At 37.2% G+C, this 17190-nt stretch carries 17 protein-coding genes and 1 pseudogene; 12 read left to right on the top strand and 6 right to left on the bottom strand.

Features of this window, described 5'->3' with window-relative positions:
• A partial coding sequence (locus WBY99_RS05645; RefSeq protein ID WP_423975358.1) for a hypothetical protein occupies positions 1–194 on the top strand: 194 nt, incomplete at its 5' end.
• A 167-nt stretch (positions 195–361) separates the two neighbouring features.
• Here the strand turns inward: WBY99_RS05645 and WBY99_RS05640 are convergent.
• Complete coding sequence (locus tag WBY99_RS05640) at positions 362–892, bottom strand: helix-turn-helix domain-containing protein (protein WP_423975357.1); 531 nt, start codon at positions 890–892, stop codon at positions 362–364.
• A 1275-nt stretch (positions 893–2167) separates the two neighbouring features.
• Between WBY99_RS05640 and WBY99_RS05635 the strand changes: the two genes are divergently transcribed.
• The 3 genes from WBY99_RS05635 to WBY99_RS05625 are packed head-to-tail and all read left to right on the top strand — an operon-like array spanning position 2168 to position 8036.
• Positions 2168–3466 (top strand): TlpA family protein disulfide reductase, encoded by a 1299-nt coding sequence (locus WBY99_RS05635; RefSeq protein ID WP_423975356.1) that lies wholly within the window; start codon positions 2168–2170, stop codon positions 3464–3466.
• 6 nt (positions 3467–3472) lie between these two features.
• Positions 3473–6682 (top strand): SusC/RagA family TonB-linked outer membrane protein, encoded by a 3210-nt coding sequence (locus tag WBY99_RS05630; protein WP_423975355.1) that lies wholly within the window; start codon positions 3473–3475, stop codon positions 6680–6682.
• Between the two features lie 10 nt (positions 6683–6692).
• Positions 6693–8036, top strand: coding sequence for a RagB/SusD family nutrient uptake outer membrane protein (locus WBY99_RS05625; protein ID WP_423975354.1), 1344 nt, complete (start codon positions 6693–6695; stop codon positions 8034–8036).
• A 53-nt stretch (positions 8037–8089) separates the two neighbouring features.
• On the opposite strand, the gene WBY99_RS05620 is transcribed toward WBY99_RS05625, so the two are convergent.
• From WBY99_RS05620 to WBY99_RS05605, 4 genes are all read right to left on the bottom strand, one after another.
• Positions 8090–8443: a hypothetical protein gene (locus WBY99_RS05620; protein WP_423975353.1), complete on the bottom strand. Its 354-nt coding sequence runs from the start codon at positions 8441–8443 to the stop codon at positions 8090–8092.
• A 152-nt stretch (positions 8444–8595) separates the two neighbouring features.
• Positions 8596–9051, bottom strand: a complete 456-nt coding sequence (locus WBY99_RS05615; RefSeq protein WP_423975352.1) for a MauE/DoxX family redox-associated membrane protein — start codon at positions 9049–9051, stop codon at positions 8596–8598.
• A gap of 153 nt (positions 9052–9204) precedes the next feature.
• A complete protein-coding gene (locus WBY99_RS05610) occupies positions 9205–10002 on the bottom strand; it encodes a hypothetical protein (RefSeq protein ID WP_423975351.1) in 798 nt (265 codons plus the stop codon).
• Between the two features lie 23 nt (positions 10003–10025).
• Positions 10026–10640, bottom strand: a complete 615-nt coding sequence (locus tag WBY99_RS05605; RefSeq protein WP_423975350.1) for an N-acyl amino acid synthase FeeM domain-containing protein — start codon at positions 10638–10640, stop codon at positions 10026–10028.
• Between the two features lie 129 nt (positions 10641–10769).
• Between WBY99_RS05605 and WBY99_RS05600 the strand changes: the two genes are divergently transcribed.
• On the top strand, positions 10770–11525 hold the full coding sequence (locus WBY99_RS05600; protein WP_423975349.1) for a response regulator transcription factor: 756 nt from the start codon (positions 10770–10772) through the stop codon (positions 11523–11525).
• Here the strand turns inward: WBY99_RS05600 and WBY99_RS05595 are convergent.
• Positions 11517–12293: a ThiF family adenylyltransferase gene (locus WBY99_RS05595; RefSeq protein ID WP_423975348.1), complete on the bottom strand. Its 777-nt coding sequence runs from the start codon at positions 12291–12293 to the stop codon at positions 11517–11519. The two genes, WBY99_RS05600 and WBY99_RS05595, sit on opposite strands and share 9 nt — an antisense overlap.
• A gap of 146 nt (positions 12294–12439) precedes the next feature.
• Here WBY99_RS05595 and WBY99_RS05590 point away from each other — a divergent pair, with 146 nt between their 5' ends.
• The 7 genes and pseudogenes from WBY99_RS05590 to WBY99_RS05560 all read left to right on the top strand — a co-directional run.
• Positions 12440–13279: an RteC domain-containing protein gene (locus WBY99_RS05590; RefSeq protein WP_423975347.1), complete on the top strand. Its 840-nt coding sequence runs from the start codon at positions 12440–12442 to the stop codon at positions 13277–13279.
• Positions 13280–13563: 284 nt separating this feature from the next.
• Positions 13564–13827: a helix-turn-helix domain-containing protein gene (locus WBY99_RS05585; RefSeq protein ID WP_423975346.1), complete on the top strand. Its 264-nt coding sequence runs from the start codon at positions 13564–13566 to the stop codon at positions 13825–13827.
• A 124-nt stretch (positions 13828–13951) separates the two neighbouring features.
• Positions 13952–14392, top strand: coding sequence for a hypothetical protein (locus WBY99_RS05580; RefSeq protein ID WP_423975345.1), 441 nt, complete (start codon positions 13952–13954; stop codon positions 14390–14392).
• Positions 14393–14441: 49 nt separating this feature from the next.
• Positions 14442–14690 (top strand): DUF3853 family protein, encoded by a 249-nt coding sequence (locus WBY99_RS05575; RefSeq protein ID WP_133440917.1) that lies wholly within the window; start codon positions 14442–14444, stop codon positions 14688–14690.
• A 4-nt stretch (positions 14691–14694) separates the two neighbouring features.
• Entirely contained in the window at positions 14695–15408 is a 714-nt protein-coding gene (locus tag WBY99_RS05570) for a hypothetical protein (protein WP_423975344.1), read from the top strand.
• A 26-nt stretch (positions 15409–15434) separates the two neighbouring features.
• Positions 15435–16565, top strand: a complete 1131-nt coding sequence (locus tag WBY99_RS05565) for a hypothetical protein (RefSeq protein WP_423975343.1) — start codon at positions 15435–15437, stop codon at positions 16563–16565.
• Positions 16566–16999: 434 nt separating this feature from the next.
• Positions 17000–17190 (top strand): annotated as a pseudogene (locus WBY99_RS05560) (toprim domain-containing protein); the annotation flags it as partial.

Raw genomic sequence — 17190 nt, 5'->3', positions numbered from 1 at the left:
GAAATGAATTATCTCCTCGTATTATTGCGATTCAAATGTCTAATTTTTATTTAAATACTGATAAAAATGAAGCGTTTATAATTGTAAATAAAGGAATAAAAGGAAGTGTAGGCCAAAAAATGGATATTTACTATTTTAAAAAAATAAAAAATAAATGGAAATATGAAGGTAAAGATGTATTATTACAAGGATAGCTTCTAAAGGAGGGTTTGGATGACGGTCGGATTAAATCACGTGGCACACCAAATTACTTACGAAACTTTTTCTAACGTCTAAAATACAAACAACTTTTCAATCTCAATTACGGTTTCCCGTAAAAACAAAAAGAAACTGATAAAAGAAAGTTTTTTGTCAAGAATATTTACTTAATCTTTTGGTATATTTTTTCTTTGCCCCGTTTTTGCCCCGTAAAGGCAATAACATTGCTAAATGCTTCTCTAGAAATAGTATCGGTGATTCTCGTTGTTTTTATAGAATCCCTAACTTCTATTGGCAGCATTTTCCAAATGTCAGAAGAAGTAAATTGCTCAGAAAGTTTATTCGAATTTAGAATTGTCACAATTCTTTCCGGCAGATTAAGATTGGTTTTTGCATTTGAAATAATTTTATCTTTCTTTAACAATGCGATTATTCTAGTGGCGTTGGGTAGATCTTTGATTTCTGGCATCGTTTTACTAGGGTTGATGAAATCCCAAATTTCGATTCCATATGCTTTAGCAATGCAATTTGTCCTATCAAAATCAATATTTCCTTTTGCTATTTCTATTGCGCTATAAGCACTTTGGGTTAATCCAGAGAGTTGTGCAATTTCATTTTGCGTAAACTTATATTGTTTACGATATTTCTTTATTATTGCTCTAATTCTATTATTTTCTGTAATCAAAATCTTCAAGTATTAAATATTTTAAGTAAAATTTGCTTATTACGATTTAATTTGTATCTTTGTTTCAGTTAGTTATAGATACTCTATGAGTAACTAATGAGTTCCGCCAAACTAAACGACCAATTTTAAGACACGGAACCCAAGGGAATTAAATTCCCCGTTGATTTTGTACATTTGCAAAATGCGGGGGATAGTCCCTTGCCGGAAGCTGTGTCTGTGGCGCTTGGTCGTGCCCGTTTGGCAGTGGAAGGTAAGGGGTTATCCTCCGCTATTTTATTTATAGCACTTTTCTCTGGACTCATAATTTTAACATTAAAAAGAATATTATGAGAACGACCTATCTACCTCCTTAAAATCAGAAGAACCTAAAGGTTCTCACCGCTTCACCCAGATTTTATAAAAGATCACCAACGCTATACCCGCCAATGTAAAAGGGTAAGAGATAATGTGCTGCCACAAAATCTATAAAATCCAATTGCCCATTAACCGCACCAAAGCCCCAAAAGAGGTTTGTGGTAAGATGAAAGACTATAAAAAACTCGCACGTTAAAAATAGGTTCTTTCTTCCAATTAACCAAATGAAATTGAAAAGGCGATGAGAGGCGGGTAGTGTTAGTTGCTTTTTGGCTGGAATTGGGATGTCGGGTGCTGGATGTTGTGGCAGTACACTTACTCGGGAAATGGTCTTGTGTTAAAGACTACGTTGTATCAAAAACTTTTAATGTATTCATCATGAAGATTTATTTTTATTATTTCAACGATACTTAGAGCTACACTCACATTCATATCAAAGCTCTTTTAAAGGATTTGTCTTTAGCGGGAAAGTAACCCCACTCGAAAAAGTGTTTCTACACGCTTTCCCCTAAAGCAGATCTGAAGAATTTCGGTAACTGAGCGAATCTTTCTTGGTGGCTGAGCGAAGCCGAAGCCCAAATCAAAGGTGAAAAAGAGGTGAAAAGTACCATCAACACAACTCACTCCCGAGGTTCACCCGTACATAAAGCATAGATACTTCATGGATAAAGCATGGATAAAGCATGAGCAGTGTATGAAAAACCCATTATGAAAATCAGAAATCATCATTGCGAGCAAAGTCGCAAAAAAACCATGAAATCAGATAATAAATAGAAGTAGAAGAATTAGATCAATAACCTAATAATGTAGGTCTATTGTCTATCATCTTTAATCTATCATCTATCAAAAAAAACGCCCTTCCCCTAAAGTTTGCCCACCGCAGGAAAGAGCACAGTATTAATTAAGTATAACTAAAACTTTAACAAAACTATGAAAAAAAAGTTTTGCAGGGAAATCCTTTCCCTCTCATTTCTGGCCCTGCTGTTTCTGCAGATGCCTGCCCAGCAAAAAGCCCTGAAAATCGGCGATGTTATTCCCGAAGAAGTGTGGACAACGTCATTGCCGCTGGTCAACAGTCCCAATAAAACAACCACCTTGGCCAAAGACCGGGATAAGTTGATCCTGCTGGATTTTTGGGCGACGTGGTGCAGCAGCTGCCTGAAGGGGTTTCCTAAAATGGAAAAGCTTCAGCAGAAATACGGAGACCGCATCAAAATTGTTGCGGTAAGCAGCCAGGATCGCGCTACCCTCGAAAAATTCTTTGCATCTAAAAACGGTCAACGATTCAAGGGAGTTTCTTCCGTTTCAGATGACCTGCTCTTCAAAAAGCTGTTTCCCCATGTGGGTGTTCCCTTCATCGTGTGGATCAAAGACGGGAAACTGCTTAATACCACAGACGGTGATCAGGTAACCGAAAACACGGTTGCGGAAGTGCTCGATGGCGCGAAATCTTCATTGCAGACTGTTGTGCAGCGTGACGACGATGGACCGCTCATGTTGTCGCCGGATATCAATCTTGAAAAAGGATTTGTTCTCACCAACTATACTTTTTTTGGCAAAGGCCGGATAAGAGGGTTGGGATTTGGGTCAAGGTTTCATAGAGCCAATGGTAAAACCTATGGCAGGCAATTTACCAATCTTTCCTTAATGGAAATTTACAGAGCCATTGCAAGCGAAATATTCAACCAGCATGGCGATCATTTCAGCACCAAACGGATGATTAGTTTGGTTCACGCTCCAAAAGAAATTGACTTTACGACCGACAATGAAACAGAGTCTAAATTATACAATATCGATTACCTGGTTTCAAAAACGGAATCTGATTCTCTGTATCCCAGGATGTTGCGGATGATCAATGAAAATACAGCATACGATGCCTCCATTCAGAAAAAACCTATGCGATGTCTGGTGCTGAAAAGAACATCGAACAAAGATAAAATAGTAACTAAAGGCGGTGTATTCACCGACGCTTTTCTGAAAAACCCCTCTGTATTGCAGAACGCTATTTTAGACTTTATGCTTTCGCCGATGAATGCCAATAATGATATTACCCCGCTTCCTGTCATCGACGAGACCGGCTATAAAGGGAAGGTGGATTTGTATTTTTCTGCAGTAAAAGATCTGAAAACTTTGCAAAAAGAACTTGCTGCCTACGATCTGTCTTTAGAGGAGACCGAAAGAGACCTCAACGTATTGGTAATTCAAGATAAAAAAACCTTAAAACCATAGGATATTATGAAAAAACTTTTATTATTGCCCATGATCTGCAGCAGCATTACCATCCTGGCGCAGCAAGAGCTGACCGGTTTGGTATTGGATGCCGTCACAAGCAAACCAATCGCCGGAATTCGGATTTCAGTCCCTGAGACAAAGCTGATCGCCGTTTCTGATCATGACGGTCGTTTCAGCCTTAAGGTTGGTGAAAGTCAGTCTAATTCAATACCCATCATTTTTTCCGGTTCGGGCTACAAAACGAGGGATCTTATTACCGACCTCTCGCAACAGCAATTGCTTACGGTGTACTTATCTCCAAAACTGATCGATATCGAAGAAGTAAGACTCTCGACCGGATATCAGAAAATACCAAAAGAACGCGCAACAGGTTCTTTCTCTTCTGTGAGCAACGAACTCCTGCAACAGCAGGTAACCACCAATTTGATGGATCGGCTACCGGCAATTACCAGCGGACTGAGCGTGAGTACCGGACTTACTGAAAAAGGGCAACTCATGATCAGAGGACTAAGTACCTTGCAGGGTCCCAAAACCCCTTTGATCGTGGTAGATAATTTCCCTTATGAGGGAGACCTCAGCCGTATCAATCCCAATATGGTAGAAAGTATTACCGTATTGAAAGATGCTGCCGCATCCAGCATTTGGGGGGCCAAAGCAGCCAATGGTGTTATTGTGATTTCCACCAAAGGCTCCAAATTCAATCAGCCGCTTTCTATGGAATTTACCGCCAATACCACCCTAAGTTCCAAACCTGATCTCAGTTACAGCAGGCAAATATCGAGCTCAGATTTTATTGATGTAGAAATGCAGCTTTTTAAAAATGGCTATTACAATAGCGATATCAATTCTTCCAATCATCCGGTATTGACGCCGGTAGTAGATTTGTTGAACAAAGAAAAGAAAGGCCTCATTTCTCACGAACAAGCCATGCAACAAATAGACAGGCTTCGCTCGGTTGATGTGCGCGATCAATATCGGAAATACATGTATTTGCCCCTCGAAAACAGGCAATATGCAGTAAATGTTTCTGGGGGTTTTCCAAACTTCTCGTGGACCTCTTTCATCGGTTTTGATGATAATACCGGAAACCTGGGTGAAAAATACCAAAGATTGAATACCAGATTCCAAAATGTATGGAAACCCATTGATCAGTTAACCCTCACCACGGGTGTGCAATTTTCCAATACCGATTCCAAAAGCGGAAGAAGTGCTTATAACAGCATTACTATGAAAGGAAACTGGAAAATTCCTTATTTGGAATTTGCAGATAGCGCAGGTCATCCATTAGCAGTGAATGCCGACTATGACCAAAATTATAAAAACAGTCTCGCGGGACAGGGTTTGCTCGACTGGAATTATTACCCGCTTACCGACTGGCAAAATAATCAGTCAAAAAACAACAGCAACGAGATCATCATCAATGCAGGCGCGAATTATAAACTGCTGAAAGGGCTGGATGCTGATGTTAAATACCAGTACCAAAGTCTCAACGGACAAAGCTCTTCAATAAAAGATGAGGAAAGTTACAGTACAAGATACCTGATCAATAGTTTTGCCCAGCGTAATAGCGATGGAACCATTAAATTCATCATCCCTAAAGGGGGTATTCTTGATAAAGGGAATACCCAGGCTGCGATTAATAATGTTCGTGGACAGCTGAACTATAATGCTGCTTTCGGAAAACATCAAATTTCAGCCATCGCAGGAGGAGAGACCCGCTCAACCGTCACAAAATATGAAACTAACCGATACTACGGATACAATCAACATGATTTGTCGAGTGCGGTAGTAGATTACACCCACGACTACCCAAATTTCGTAACGGGAGACAATAATTTTATCCAAAAAAATAGTTCACTTCGTGAAACCCGTCTAAATTTTTTATCCTTTTATGCAAATGCTGCTTATACGTTTGATAAAAAATATACGGTATCCGGAAGTTTAAGAAGAGATGCAAGTAATCTTTTCGGACTGAAAACCAACGATCAGTGGAACCCATTTTGGTCAGCGGGAGCAGCATGGAACATTTCTAACGAAAGTTTCTATAAGCTGAGGTGGCTTCCTGCTCTCAAATTACGGGGATCGGTTGGATACAGCGGAAATGTTGATCCTGCAATGGTAGCGGTAACAACAATTGCTTATGATCCTGATGTGTCAATGTATACCGGAGAACCTACTGCGAGAATTGATCAGTATTTTAATCCCCAGCTCCGATGGGAAATGCTTCGAATGATTAATTTCGGGGTCGATTTTGAAACGGAAAACCACCGTATTTCAGGATCATTTGAATATTATATCAAAAAAGGAAGCAATTTGTTTGGGCGGGCACCGATCGATTACACCACGGGGATTACTACTTTGTTATGGAATGTTGCTGGCATAAGCGGAAACGGGATCGATGTGGTGCTGAATACAAAAAATATTGATAAAGCATTCAAATGGAACAGTATTTTCAATTTCAGCACCAATAAGGATGAGGTTACCGATTATTATCTTCCTAATACATTTGCGAGCAACTTTGTGCCGGCTGCAGGTAATACAGCTCCGATATCAGGCATCGTTGGTCTTCCGGTTTATTCCGTTTTTGCTTACAAATGGGCAGGTCTTGACCCGAATACCGGCGAAGCCAGAGGATATTTGAATGGTGAAATCAGTAAAGACTACACAAAAATAATGGCTTCCGATAAAGGGATCGAAGATCTGCAGTACTTTGGTTCCGCAGTGCCTACCACTTTCGGATCTTTCATTAATTCCTTAAAATATAAACAGGTCAGTTTCGATATCGGAATCACCTACAAATTAGGTTATTGGTTCCGCAGAAACTCCATCAATTACACTTCCCTGATCAGCAGCAGGGACGGGCATAGCGATTTTGCGAAGAGATGGCAAAAGCCCGGTGATGAAATCATAACAGATATCCCAGCTGTTTCATTCACTTCGAATTCTGCAAGGGATGCTTTTTATAATGGCTCTGCAGTATTGGTCGAAAAGGGAGATCATATCCGCTTACAATATATCAATATTGGATATCAGATCAAACAGGAAACCCTTCGAAATAGCCCCTTGAAAAACTTACATCTCTATTGCTCCATTAATAATCTGGGGCTTCTGTGGAAGGCGAATAAAGCAGGTATAGACCCTGATTATAATTGGGGAACGTACTCGCTGGGACCTGTCACTTCATACTCATTAGGGCTTCGTGCCCAATTTTAAACCAATCATCATGAAAAATAAAATAGTAGTACTCATTTTGATCTCTTCGCTGTTTTCAATGACCGCATGCAGAGAATATTTAGAGGAAAAATCTGATACCAAGCTGGTTACTCCCGAAACACTGCAGGATAATCAAGCACTTTTAGATAGAATTACTAATCTATTAGGCGACAATAGTATCAGCGGAGAAATTTCCGCAGACGACCTCTATATTATCGACAGTGACTATAATGGAGTAAGTTATGAAGCGGATAAGCGACTCTATACCTGGCAACCGGATTTGGTAGCAAGAGGAAGTGGAAACGATTGGAGAAGTTGCTTTACAAGAATAAATATTTGCAATACCGTTCTGAATAATCTGGAACAGTACCACATTGCCAATGCAGATAATGTAAGGGGGCAAGCTTTAGCAGTTCGTGCGTCCATCTATTTAGAAGCTACGCAAATCTGGTGCTTGGCGTATAACAAAAATACTGCACAAAATGACTGGGGATTGCCACTGAGATTAAGTCCAGACGTAAATGTTCCATCGGTACGTTCCACTTTACAGCAAACCTATGATCAGATCTTGGGGGATTTACACACCGCTGTTTCACTTTTACCAAATCAACAGATATCCGTAGCTCGGGCATCGAAATCAACAGCATTAGGGTTTCTCGCAAGGGCATATCTTTATAGAGGCGACTATCCCAATGCACTGCTTTATGCTAATAAAGCTTTAGCATTGAGTGGTCAATTAATGAATTTTAATAATCTCAATGTTACAGATTCTTATCCCATAAAGGAAATGAATGTAGAAGTACTATTGCCAACTTTTATTGCATATTCACCCATATTAGGAACGAATGTCGCAAAAATTTCGACTTCTATGTATGATTCTTATGATAATAATGACTTAAGAAAAGTAGTGTATTTTAAAACCAATGCTTTGGGAGAAATACTGTTCAAAGGGAACTATACTGGCAACTCTACAAGATCATCAATATTGGCAACAGATGAGCTGTATTTAATTGCAGCGGAAAGCTACGCCCAGTTGAATGATCTTGACAACGCCATGGTAAAATTGAATCAACTATTGGTTCAACGGTGGAAAACCGGAACCTTTATCAACTTTACTGCAGCGAACCAAGCTGCAGCTCTGGATATAATTTACAGAGAACGGCGCAAAGAGTTGCTGTTTCGCGGGATGCGATGGGCAGATCTGAAAAGGTATAACCGCGACGGAAGAAATATTATTTTGAAAAGGACGGTTAATGGTCAAACATACACCTTACCTCCAAATGACTTGCGATATGCAATAGCCATTCCAGAGGATATTATCAAGCTCACCGGGATGCCTCAAAATCCAAGATAACATAAAAAAGGCGGGAAATAATTCCCGCCCTTTAATAAAAGTCACTTCACCTTTTATGGTGCTGACTTTCTGTTCACTGAAATGTTTAACACTTCTTCATTGTCTTTGGAACCAAGAACATCACCAAGGGTACTGTTCTCAGGAACATTTACTCTACAGGGTCTAAACCCTGAAGTTACACAACCTATTCCAGCACTACTGGATGTTGTCCAGTTACTGACATTATGAAATGCACCTTCACTCATATCTTCGCTATTATAATAATAAGCGGTGTCAGCTGCTTTACTTTCTGCCATTTTAAACGACATGGTAACTCCTGCCGTTAGTATCGCTGCTGCCAACATCATGTTGGTTTTTATAAACTTTAAATTTTTCATTTTTGTTGTTTTTTGGATTAAAAGATTCACTTATAATCCTGTTAAATATAATTTTATTGGATATTCTGCCATCTCTTGGCAGACTGTTCATCTTCGTCGCATTGCGGTTCGTCAACCGGTTTGCGTCCGTATTGCAAACAGGAATTCAATGTTTACAAAGTTCACTGAATGCCTAGGACATTCTACTCTGAAAAGCGTGCACGCTTTTCATTATTTTTTTTTGATCTTCCTGCCTTCATTGTCATAATGCCAGTGAGGGCAGTGATCATTAATCCCAGATTTAAAACTAGATTATCTTTCCAGGTCATCTTTTCAAAAAGTCCGATGCAGGTGCATGGCAGGTTCTTACTATAGAAGAGGATTCCCCCAATATACCCTGCAAAGACCGTCAGCATCCCGAAAGTAATCCATAAACCCCGAAACCGGAGAGGGCGGTAACAGAGCAGGATGACACTAACCGTCTGCAATGCGATAATGCCGTAAGCTACAGGTTCTCCGTATCCCTCAAGTCCCGGTGACTGTCCCAGCTGATCCCGGAAGTTTTTGAAATCGGTGGCTTTGCTCATTGCTGCATAGGAAAAGAGAACCGCGAAGAAGAGGCTTATGGCAATAGTCAGTATTTTTATCAGATTTTTCATGTCCGCTGTTTGATGATGTAAAATTGCGACATCCGTTTTTCAAAGACATGTGCTTTTTTGGCAGAAGTATGTGTAATATTTACATTCTTATGTGTAATATTTACCTTTATATGTGTAAAATATCAGCATATAATCAATAAAACCTCGGTAGAATCAGCCTTCCAATGCAATGCGTGGGATACGGTTGAACGGAAAATGGTAAGTTTTGTGAAACAGACTATAGAGTTGATGGTAGCTTGAAAAGCCATTTTTATAGGCAATTTCTTTATAACTAAGCGTACTCAGCAGGAGATCGTCGAGCACAGGAATCATTTTGATTTTAAGATAATGATGATAGAAGGTACTTTCAAAAAACGCCGTGCTGTCTTTTGAAACCTGACGGTAAGACAGGCCTTTGCTGTTCACAAAAGCCTCTACTGTCCCGTGCTCGTCAGGATCATATATTTCCATCATTTTCAGCAGGTACCGGTACCGGTTATTTCCTATCGATGCGGGAGGTCTTGGGTAAACCGTCTGATGGGTCACAACGGAAATGGTATAATGGTGCTGCTCCTTGGTGACCACCCCTATAAAAATCTGAATTTCCGCTGAACTGATCCGCTGAACATGAATGGGCAGGAAAAAACGGTCTTTGGAAACCGAGCCGGCGATACGCTGATAAGATTCAGTGAGCAGTTTCACGATCTCGGCGTACTCTCCGTTGGAGGTAAGTTCTTCTTCTGACTCCTGATAGGTAAAGACAAATCCCTTATGATAATATTCGGTTTGATGATCCAGAAAATGAATAGCCTGAAACAACCTGATATACTGCCTGATAATTTCTTTAGTTTGCGAAAAAACAGTCTCACTCGACAAATACTTCCGTTCCGGTGATGAATCACAAAGCACACAATAACGTTCTAATGCTTTTTTCAAATGCTTTTGTAAAAGATCAAGATGATAAGTGTTCATGGCTGTAGGTTCATATTAGGAAACTATTGCCAGAATATCCCCAGTTCATTATGCAGCAGATCCCTGTTTCTGTTCAGAAAACTTTGATAGCCCGTCCAGGGTAACTGGATCGGTATCGTCTCTGATCCCAGATAGTGAATGGGAGCGCCGATGGCTTCAGCTTCTATTCCCAGAAGCCGGATGGTCCGCAATAATTTCACGTCACATTCTGCGAAAACAGTTCCGCCTTTTTCCCGCGTCGCAACATTCAGAGCCAGTACCATAAGCGTTTTGAAGATACGGAAGCCTCTCTTGTCTGCTCCTTTGGATACTGCGAATCTGCCAATATGGTAAATGGGTATTCCCGCACCAGCTAAATCTTCAACATTAATATTAAAATTTTTTTCTATCGGTAAAATTTGGGTAGCTGTTTTTTGGAATATTCTGATGCTCCCACAAATGGTATTATTCGACATTGCAACGAAAATATGAGAGTTAAAATATTGTTTTTCTTCAGCACATAATAGTTGTCTTGTTGAATTTATTTGTTCAGTTGTTACAACTTCACGATGATGAAGATGGTTTTCATTAATTACAAACTGAATTAATTCATCTACATTTTCGTGGCACATCGTATAATATTCTATATTGTGTATCATATTTACATTATTTTGGTAAAAATATTATGATGTTTTCAGATATTTTCTACACTTTTGTGTAGATTATGATAAATAAACATAAAAACTACACGATAGTGTAGACAAGTTCAACAATATTCCCACTTAGTTATGGATGAAATACAAAGGTTCTTTTCAGGAAAGAATACGGTAAATTATTTATCGGAAGCAGAGTACGCTCAAAGTGGTAACTATCTCGAAACCCTACGAGCCGTCTCCAGACTATCATACATGAGCATGTATGTAATCGACTATCAGAGAAAGGAGTTCGAATATGTGTCGGATAATCCACTTTTTCTATGTAATCATACTCCTTCGGAAGTCATGGCGATGGGATATGCTTTTTACTTTAAATATGTCTCTAAGGAAGACTTGGAAATGCTGATTAGAGTAAACGAGATAGGGTTCGATTTTTTTAATAGAACACCATTGCAGGACCGGAAAAATTATAGTATTTCCTATGATTTTAATTTGCAGACTGGAAAAGACAAAATTTTGATCAATCACAAATTAACCCCCATATTTATTACTTCCGAAGGTAAAATATGGAAAGCACTATGTGTCGTTTCTCTTTCTTCAAACGTTGCTTCAGGAAATATTTTACTTTCAAAGACAGGCGAAGATTCATTTTGGGAACTCGACTTAGCCGACGGAGTATGGAATAAAATGGATAAAAGTAGATTAACGGAACGGGAACTGCAGACTGTTCGCCTGCATGCACAAGGATTAACAATAGGCCAAATAGCAGATCGAATGTGTATCGCTGTCGATACCGTTAAGTTTCATCGAAGAAAACTTTTTGACAAATTGCACGTTAAAAATATGGGTGAAGCATTAGCTTACGTAAAAAACAACAAGCTACTTTAATATAGAATTTTTTCCATTTTCTTCTTCCTGAAATAAAGAACTCAAATAGAACTCCGGAAATTTTTTATAAAACTTCCCTGTAGCTATTTTTACCAAAAGATGGGTACACATCGCGGCGACGTACCATGATCCGATAGCAAGCTGGGGCGGTGGTAGCGTGAGTTCTTCATTTCTGTATTGACTTATTGCTTCTTCAAGCCATATCTGTGGTTTCTGCCAATAACGTTGGTAACTTGCGGCATATTCTACCATATTCACTTCATTAAATTTGCTGGATTTTTCAATTGATTGCAAAGGTGGTCCCTTCGGTGAAAGAACAGTGACTAATCCTCCCCAACCGACATTATATGGATGTAAAACTGGAATACCACTGTTAAAACATGATTCATCAAATAGCCGAGGTGCTTCATTGGTATAATCCAATGCGTTGATTCCAGCATTGTATCTCCCTGTTTCTGGCATATTGTCGGTACTTATAAACTCATTTATAAAGCTGATTTCCGCATTCGCATTGATGCTTTTTAGCCTTTCGTAAAGTGCGGTAGCTTTTGAAGTTCCAATCTGATCTTCAGTGTAATTTTGCCTGTTGAGATTGGAGTCTTCGATGAGGTCACCATCAATAATGCATATTTTTTCAAATCCGATACGCAGTGCACATTCCGCGATATTGCTTCCGATTCCACTCCCGGCAATAATGATCGAGAAATTTTTTAATTTTTGTTGCTCGCAGTTGCTGAGGTAAATGCGGTTTCTTAAATAACGGTCCATTGTAAAAAATTTGTCAAATCTACTTTTTTTGAATGTTCACCTACCTACACTTTCGTGTAGTTCTTTGCGCTTTTCACGTTTATTAATCTACAGTGTAGCAAATGAATTAATGATGGGCAATACATTTGAGTATAAATGAAATATCTATGGTTAAGTTCATTGCAAATCTCGTAAGTGAATTGGAAAGCAGACTACTGTTTCTAAGTTTAGAATTTGATAAGCCTCTAAAAAGAGCAGAAGAATCGATGATGGAAATTAATATCGCACTAAAAAAACTGAAGTCTTTTGTTTTACGTAATAAGTTTCCCTTAGACAGTGATGAAATAGATTTCTTCAAAAACCGTAAACCCTTGATATTGTCAAAATTAATATATCATAATGAAGTCCATAGAATCGAAACCCGCAAGCCGAGTGGTGGTGAAAAGATGATTCGAAAATACTATCAGACAGAACTCACTAAACTGAAAGAATTTTTTGAGGAAAATGTCGATTTTTATGGATATTACAGAACCCACAGTACGTACCTTGATCATAAATATTTTATTCGTAGAAAACTCGACGTTAAGTTGAGTTTAGACTCTTTTGTTTTTGAATCTGATGCAAGATTTAGTACATCTCATGATTATAAAGTCGCAAAAATCATGGCAAATGACCTTCTTGAAGTTTACCTTAATGATGAATTGCTGAAATTAAATAGGCAAGGGCAGGAGCAGTACCGAATATCCACGCCCAAAACAAAACTGGTCTGGACAGATAATAAAACTTCACTGATTGAATTAATTTATGCATTGTACTGCAAAGGATCATTCAATAATGGTAATGCCGATATCAAGGAAATCAGCGCTTATTTTGAGGCGGTTTTCAATATAGAACTCGGTGATGTTTATCGGACATATCTGGAAATAAAAAACAGAACATCCCGTACAAAATTCTTAAATAATCTCCAAAATTTGTTGAACAACAAAATGGATTCGCAGGATGAATAAGAAATTTTTCTGACTTTAACACCCACCTTGTAGTAATTCAATAAACTCAATATTTTCGGAAAGTTTTTTATTGATTTTTGTTGGAGCTTTCTGAAGTTTAAATAGAAAATTCGGAGATAATTCCTTTAACTCAGCTTTCTTTTAAAATGTCAATACCCAACTTGGGTACACCTTGTGGGTTTAATCCATCAATAATACCAAAATTTGTCATAACAAAATTAAAGGAATAAGGGTCACTGATCATTCTGAGCACAGCGAAGACTCTCAACCTTAACTCAAAAATTATGGCATTAGAAATATTAACCAAAAAAGATCTTGAGCAGTTTAAAACTGAACTGCTTGAAAGTATCGAAAGCTTACTTCAATCGAAGTCGACAGAACAAAAATTATGGCTTCGGACTTCCGAGGTCAAGAAATTACTTAATATATCTTCTGGAACATTACAAAATTTAAGGATCAACGGAACCTTATCTTACAGTAAGATAGGAGGGACGCTGTATTACAATTATGAAGATATTCAGAAACTGCTGAAGAGTTTCAAACATTAATTGTAAGTCAGTAATTATGAAGCAGACTAAAAATATTAGCAGTTTTTTTGAACGGGTCATAGAGGATGATCGATTGTATCCCTCTCATATCAGCATGTATGTTTCCCTTTTCCAATTCTGGAGTATGAATCGGTTTCAAAATCCTTTTCGTATTTGCCGTGAAGAGGTAATGAATTTAAGTAAAATCAAATCTCTGGCTACTTACCATAAATGTATCAGAGAACTGCATTGTGCTGGATTTATTATTTATTCGCCCAGTTACAATCCATATAGAGGAAGTTCAATTGAAATTGTTGATTTTGAAAGTGAAGAAAAAGGAAAAAATAAATTATTTCAAAATCAGAAACTATTACCAAAAGAAGAGACCTGTTTTTCTGTACCGATGATTGATGAAGTTGAACGATATTTTGCTGAACGGGGTTTTTTACCTGATGAAGCCGATCAATTTTATTCTTTTTATCATTCGGTCAACTGGAAATTGTGTAATAAAAAACCAATGAAATGTTGGCAATCAGCTGCGAGAAATTGGATTTCTAAAGTGAAAAAATATCAATCAATAACATGATTAATGATTAAACGAATGAGTAGTTCAATAAACAATAAACAATAAACAAATGAAAAATATAGATCCGAAAACGCCGATTTGGCAACTGACAGTTGAGGAATTTGTAGAAGTTTCGAAAAATCTAAATTCTGAAAAGAAGTATGAATATGGTTTGAAAGGTTTGGCAAAGATTCTTGGATGTTCCGTTTCGAAAGCGTCAGAAGTAAAATCCTCAGGAATATTGAATAAAGCCATCATACAAAACGGAAATATTATCATCATTGATAAAGAAAAAGCATTAGAACTTTTTGGAAAATAATAAGATGTATTATCTTGAATTGATACATCGGTTTTGGAGTTTTAACCAAAAAATATCAATTGGTTCAACTGGAATTTCAATGTATTTATACCTGTTGAAAATTGCTTTTGACAATGAGCGATATGATTTTCAAATTTCTGATGTTGCAATAAGCAAAGAATTGGGATTAACCAGAAAAACGGTAAAGTCAACGAAAGAAAAGCTTCAAAGCTTAGGATTAATTCATTTTCAAACAAAAAACGGACTTCCAGGTTATTACAGGTTATTATTAGATTATCCCTTGCCGGTTTTTGAACCTAAAAAAGTAAATGAAGAAGAAATTCGGAAGGACGAATTCTTTCAAAAAGAGGAGGAATTAATATTTCCTTCTCCAACAGTTTCACCGATTCAAAACCTTTTTGAAAATACAGTTCAAAAAGTTGAAGCACAATCATCAAGAGAAAAATCAAATAATAAAAACACTCCAAGTTGGGAAGAATTTTTTGAATATGCCCAAACATTAGAAATCTACAATCAGCAGTTAGATTTTGAAATACAAACAAAATATGAGAGTTGGAAAAATAATGAATGGAAAAACCATGCGGATCGACCCATTACCAATTGGAAATCTGCACTAAAAAGTGCTTTGCCTTTTATGAAAAAAACAAGCGAAAGTAGTACGCTGTCATTAAAATCAATTCCAAATATAAATCGACCAAAATCATTAAGCAAAAAATAGAAATCCTAATAAACATGAAGTGAAATATGGCTATTCAAGAGAAGGATTTGAGGTTAATCCGAAAGGAATTTGAAAATAAAACCGAAAAAATTCCGGAGAGAATTCGTATTGGGAATCAATTCGTGGATGATTTTATTTTCGAAGATCATGAAGCGGCAGATATTCCCATCAATGCGCTTCGGGTAATTTTTAATATTATTTCGATTATCAGCAATGAGCAATTTCGTCCGGAAGACCGTCCGAAACAACTCTTACTGTTTGATGAAGAGTTTGAAACTGAAAATAGCATTTTTGCTTCTATAAAAATCAGAAACAACAAAATTTCTCCGAGTGGTTCTACAAAACAAGTCGTAGATGCTTATGAATTTCTAACCAAATTCAAAATGAGTTGGTACAAATCGGTCAACTCGAAAGGAAGAGAAATTAAAACTTTTGGAGGATTGATCTCAACGCCAAGTTATGACCAAAGAGGTTACACTACGTTTTTAATCAGCAGTTTTTGGTTGAAAAAGTTAATGGTTATCCCAGAATATAATTATGTTCTCTACAATTTGGTCTATAATATTCGAAACAACAAGCATATTATTTTCGCCATTTGGCTTTCAAAAATTCCTGAAAATGGAACGGTTTTAAAACTTTCAACGTTTAACAAGAAATTTGGGTTAAACTACAAAACAGCAAATGATTTTTGTTTCAAATTTCTAAAACCAGTAAGAATCAATTTGACCAAATTCAATACGCTTTCTTTCAATTACAAATACAAAAAGGATTCAATTTTCATTATTCCTTTTAACATCAAAGCTATTTCGAACGACAACTTTTCCGAAAATAAAAGAGAACAATTAGAATCAAGCGAAGTATATATTGAACAAAGGGAAAAAATCACAAGAAGATTAAGTTACTTCAGAAAAAGATATGGTTTAAATAAAAATGAAATGATTCAGTTGGTTCATCAGTACAAAAATATTCCTCAAATCAGAGAATTGATAGAAAAAGCTTTCAAAGAATTCGTCAAAATAAACCGATTAAAAGGAGCTAAATCAACGGAATTTCAAGGAAAACTATTTCTGAATGAAATTCAGAAACTCATCATACAATTTTACCGGAGTACAAAAATGGGAGAATTAGTACCGAACGGTTATCCCATGATTATTTGAATTCGGATTTAACTCACTTTCGGAATTGCGCTCATTTACAATTCGGAATTCCGCTCACTGAAGTTAAAGAAATGTTAATACAGAAAAATTTTTGATTGTTTTTTCGGAATTGCGCTCATTTCAAAATTTACAAAACAATGAAAACGTTGATAAACACTGGAAATTGTGGATAAGCTTAAAAATTATTGAAAAAAAGAAAATTTAATTCGGATTTGCACTCATTCTAAAATTAATGGTTTTTCGGAATTATACTCGTTCCAATTTCGGATTTCCACTCCTTTCTAATTCGGAATTGCGCTCATTCCAAATTGATGTTAAATACTTTGTGAGTATGCGATTTGGTGAATTATTAAAAGTATTAAAAAAGTAATAAAAAGTCTTTTTTTATTAAAAAGGAAAAGGTGATTAAAAAATTTGCTTTAAAAAAGAAAAAAATGAATTGCGAAAAAATAAAAGAAAGGGTTAGCGTAAGAGCGGTTTTGGAATCCTTCAACTTTTTTCCCGTGAAAGAAAACAAGAAAACTGCGTTTTATTTTGCGTTGGACAGAGAGGAAAAAATCCCGAGTTTTTCGGTAGATTTCATGGAAAACAAAGCGTTTGATTTCGGAACGGGGAAAAGTTATGA

Origin of the sequence: Kaistella sp., from assembly GCF_049588135.1 — a bacterium.
In the GTDB taxonomy this organism is placed as follows: domain Bacteria; phylum Bacteroidota; class Bacteroidia; order Flavobacteriales; family Weeksellaceae; genus Kaistella.
Note: the sequence above shows the minus strand (reverse complement) of the source record. Positions and strands in the feature narration are given on the sequence as shown.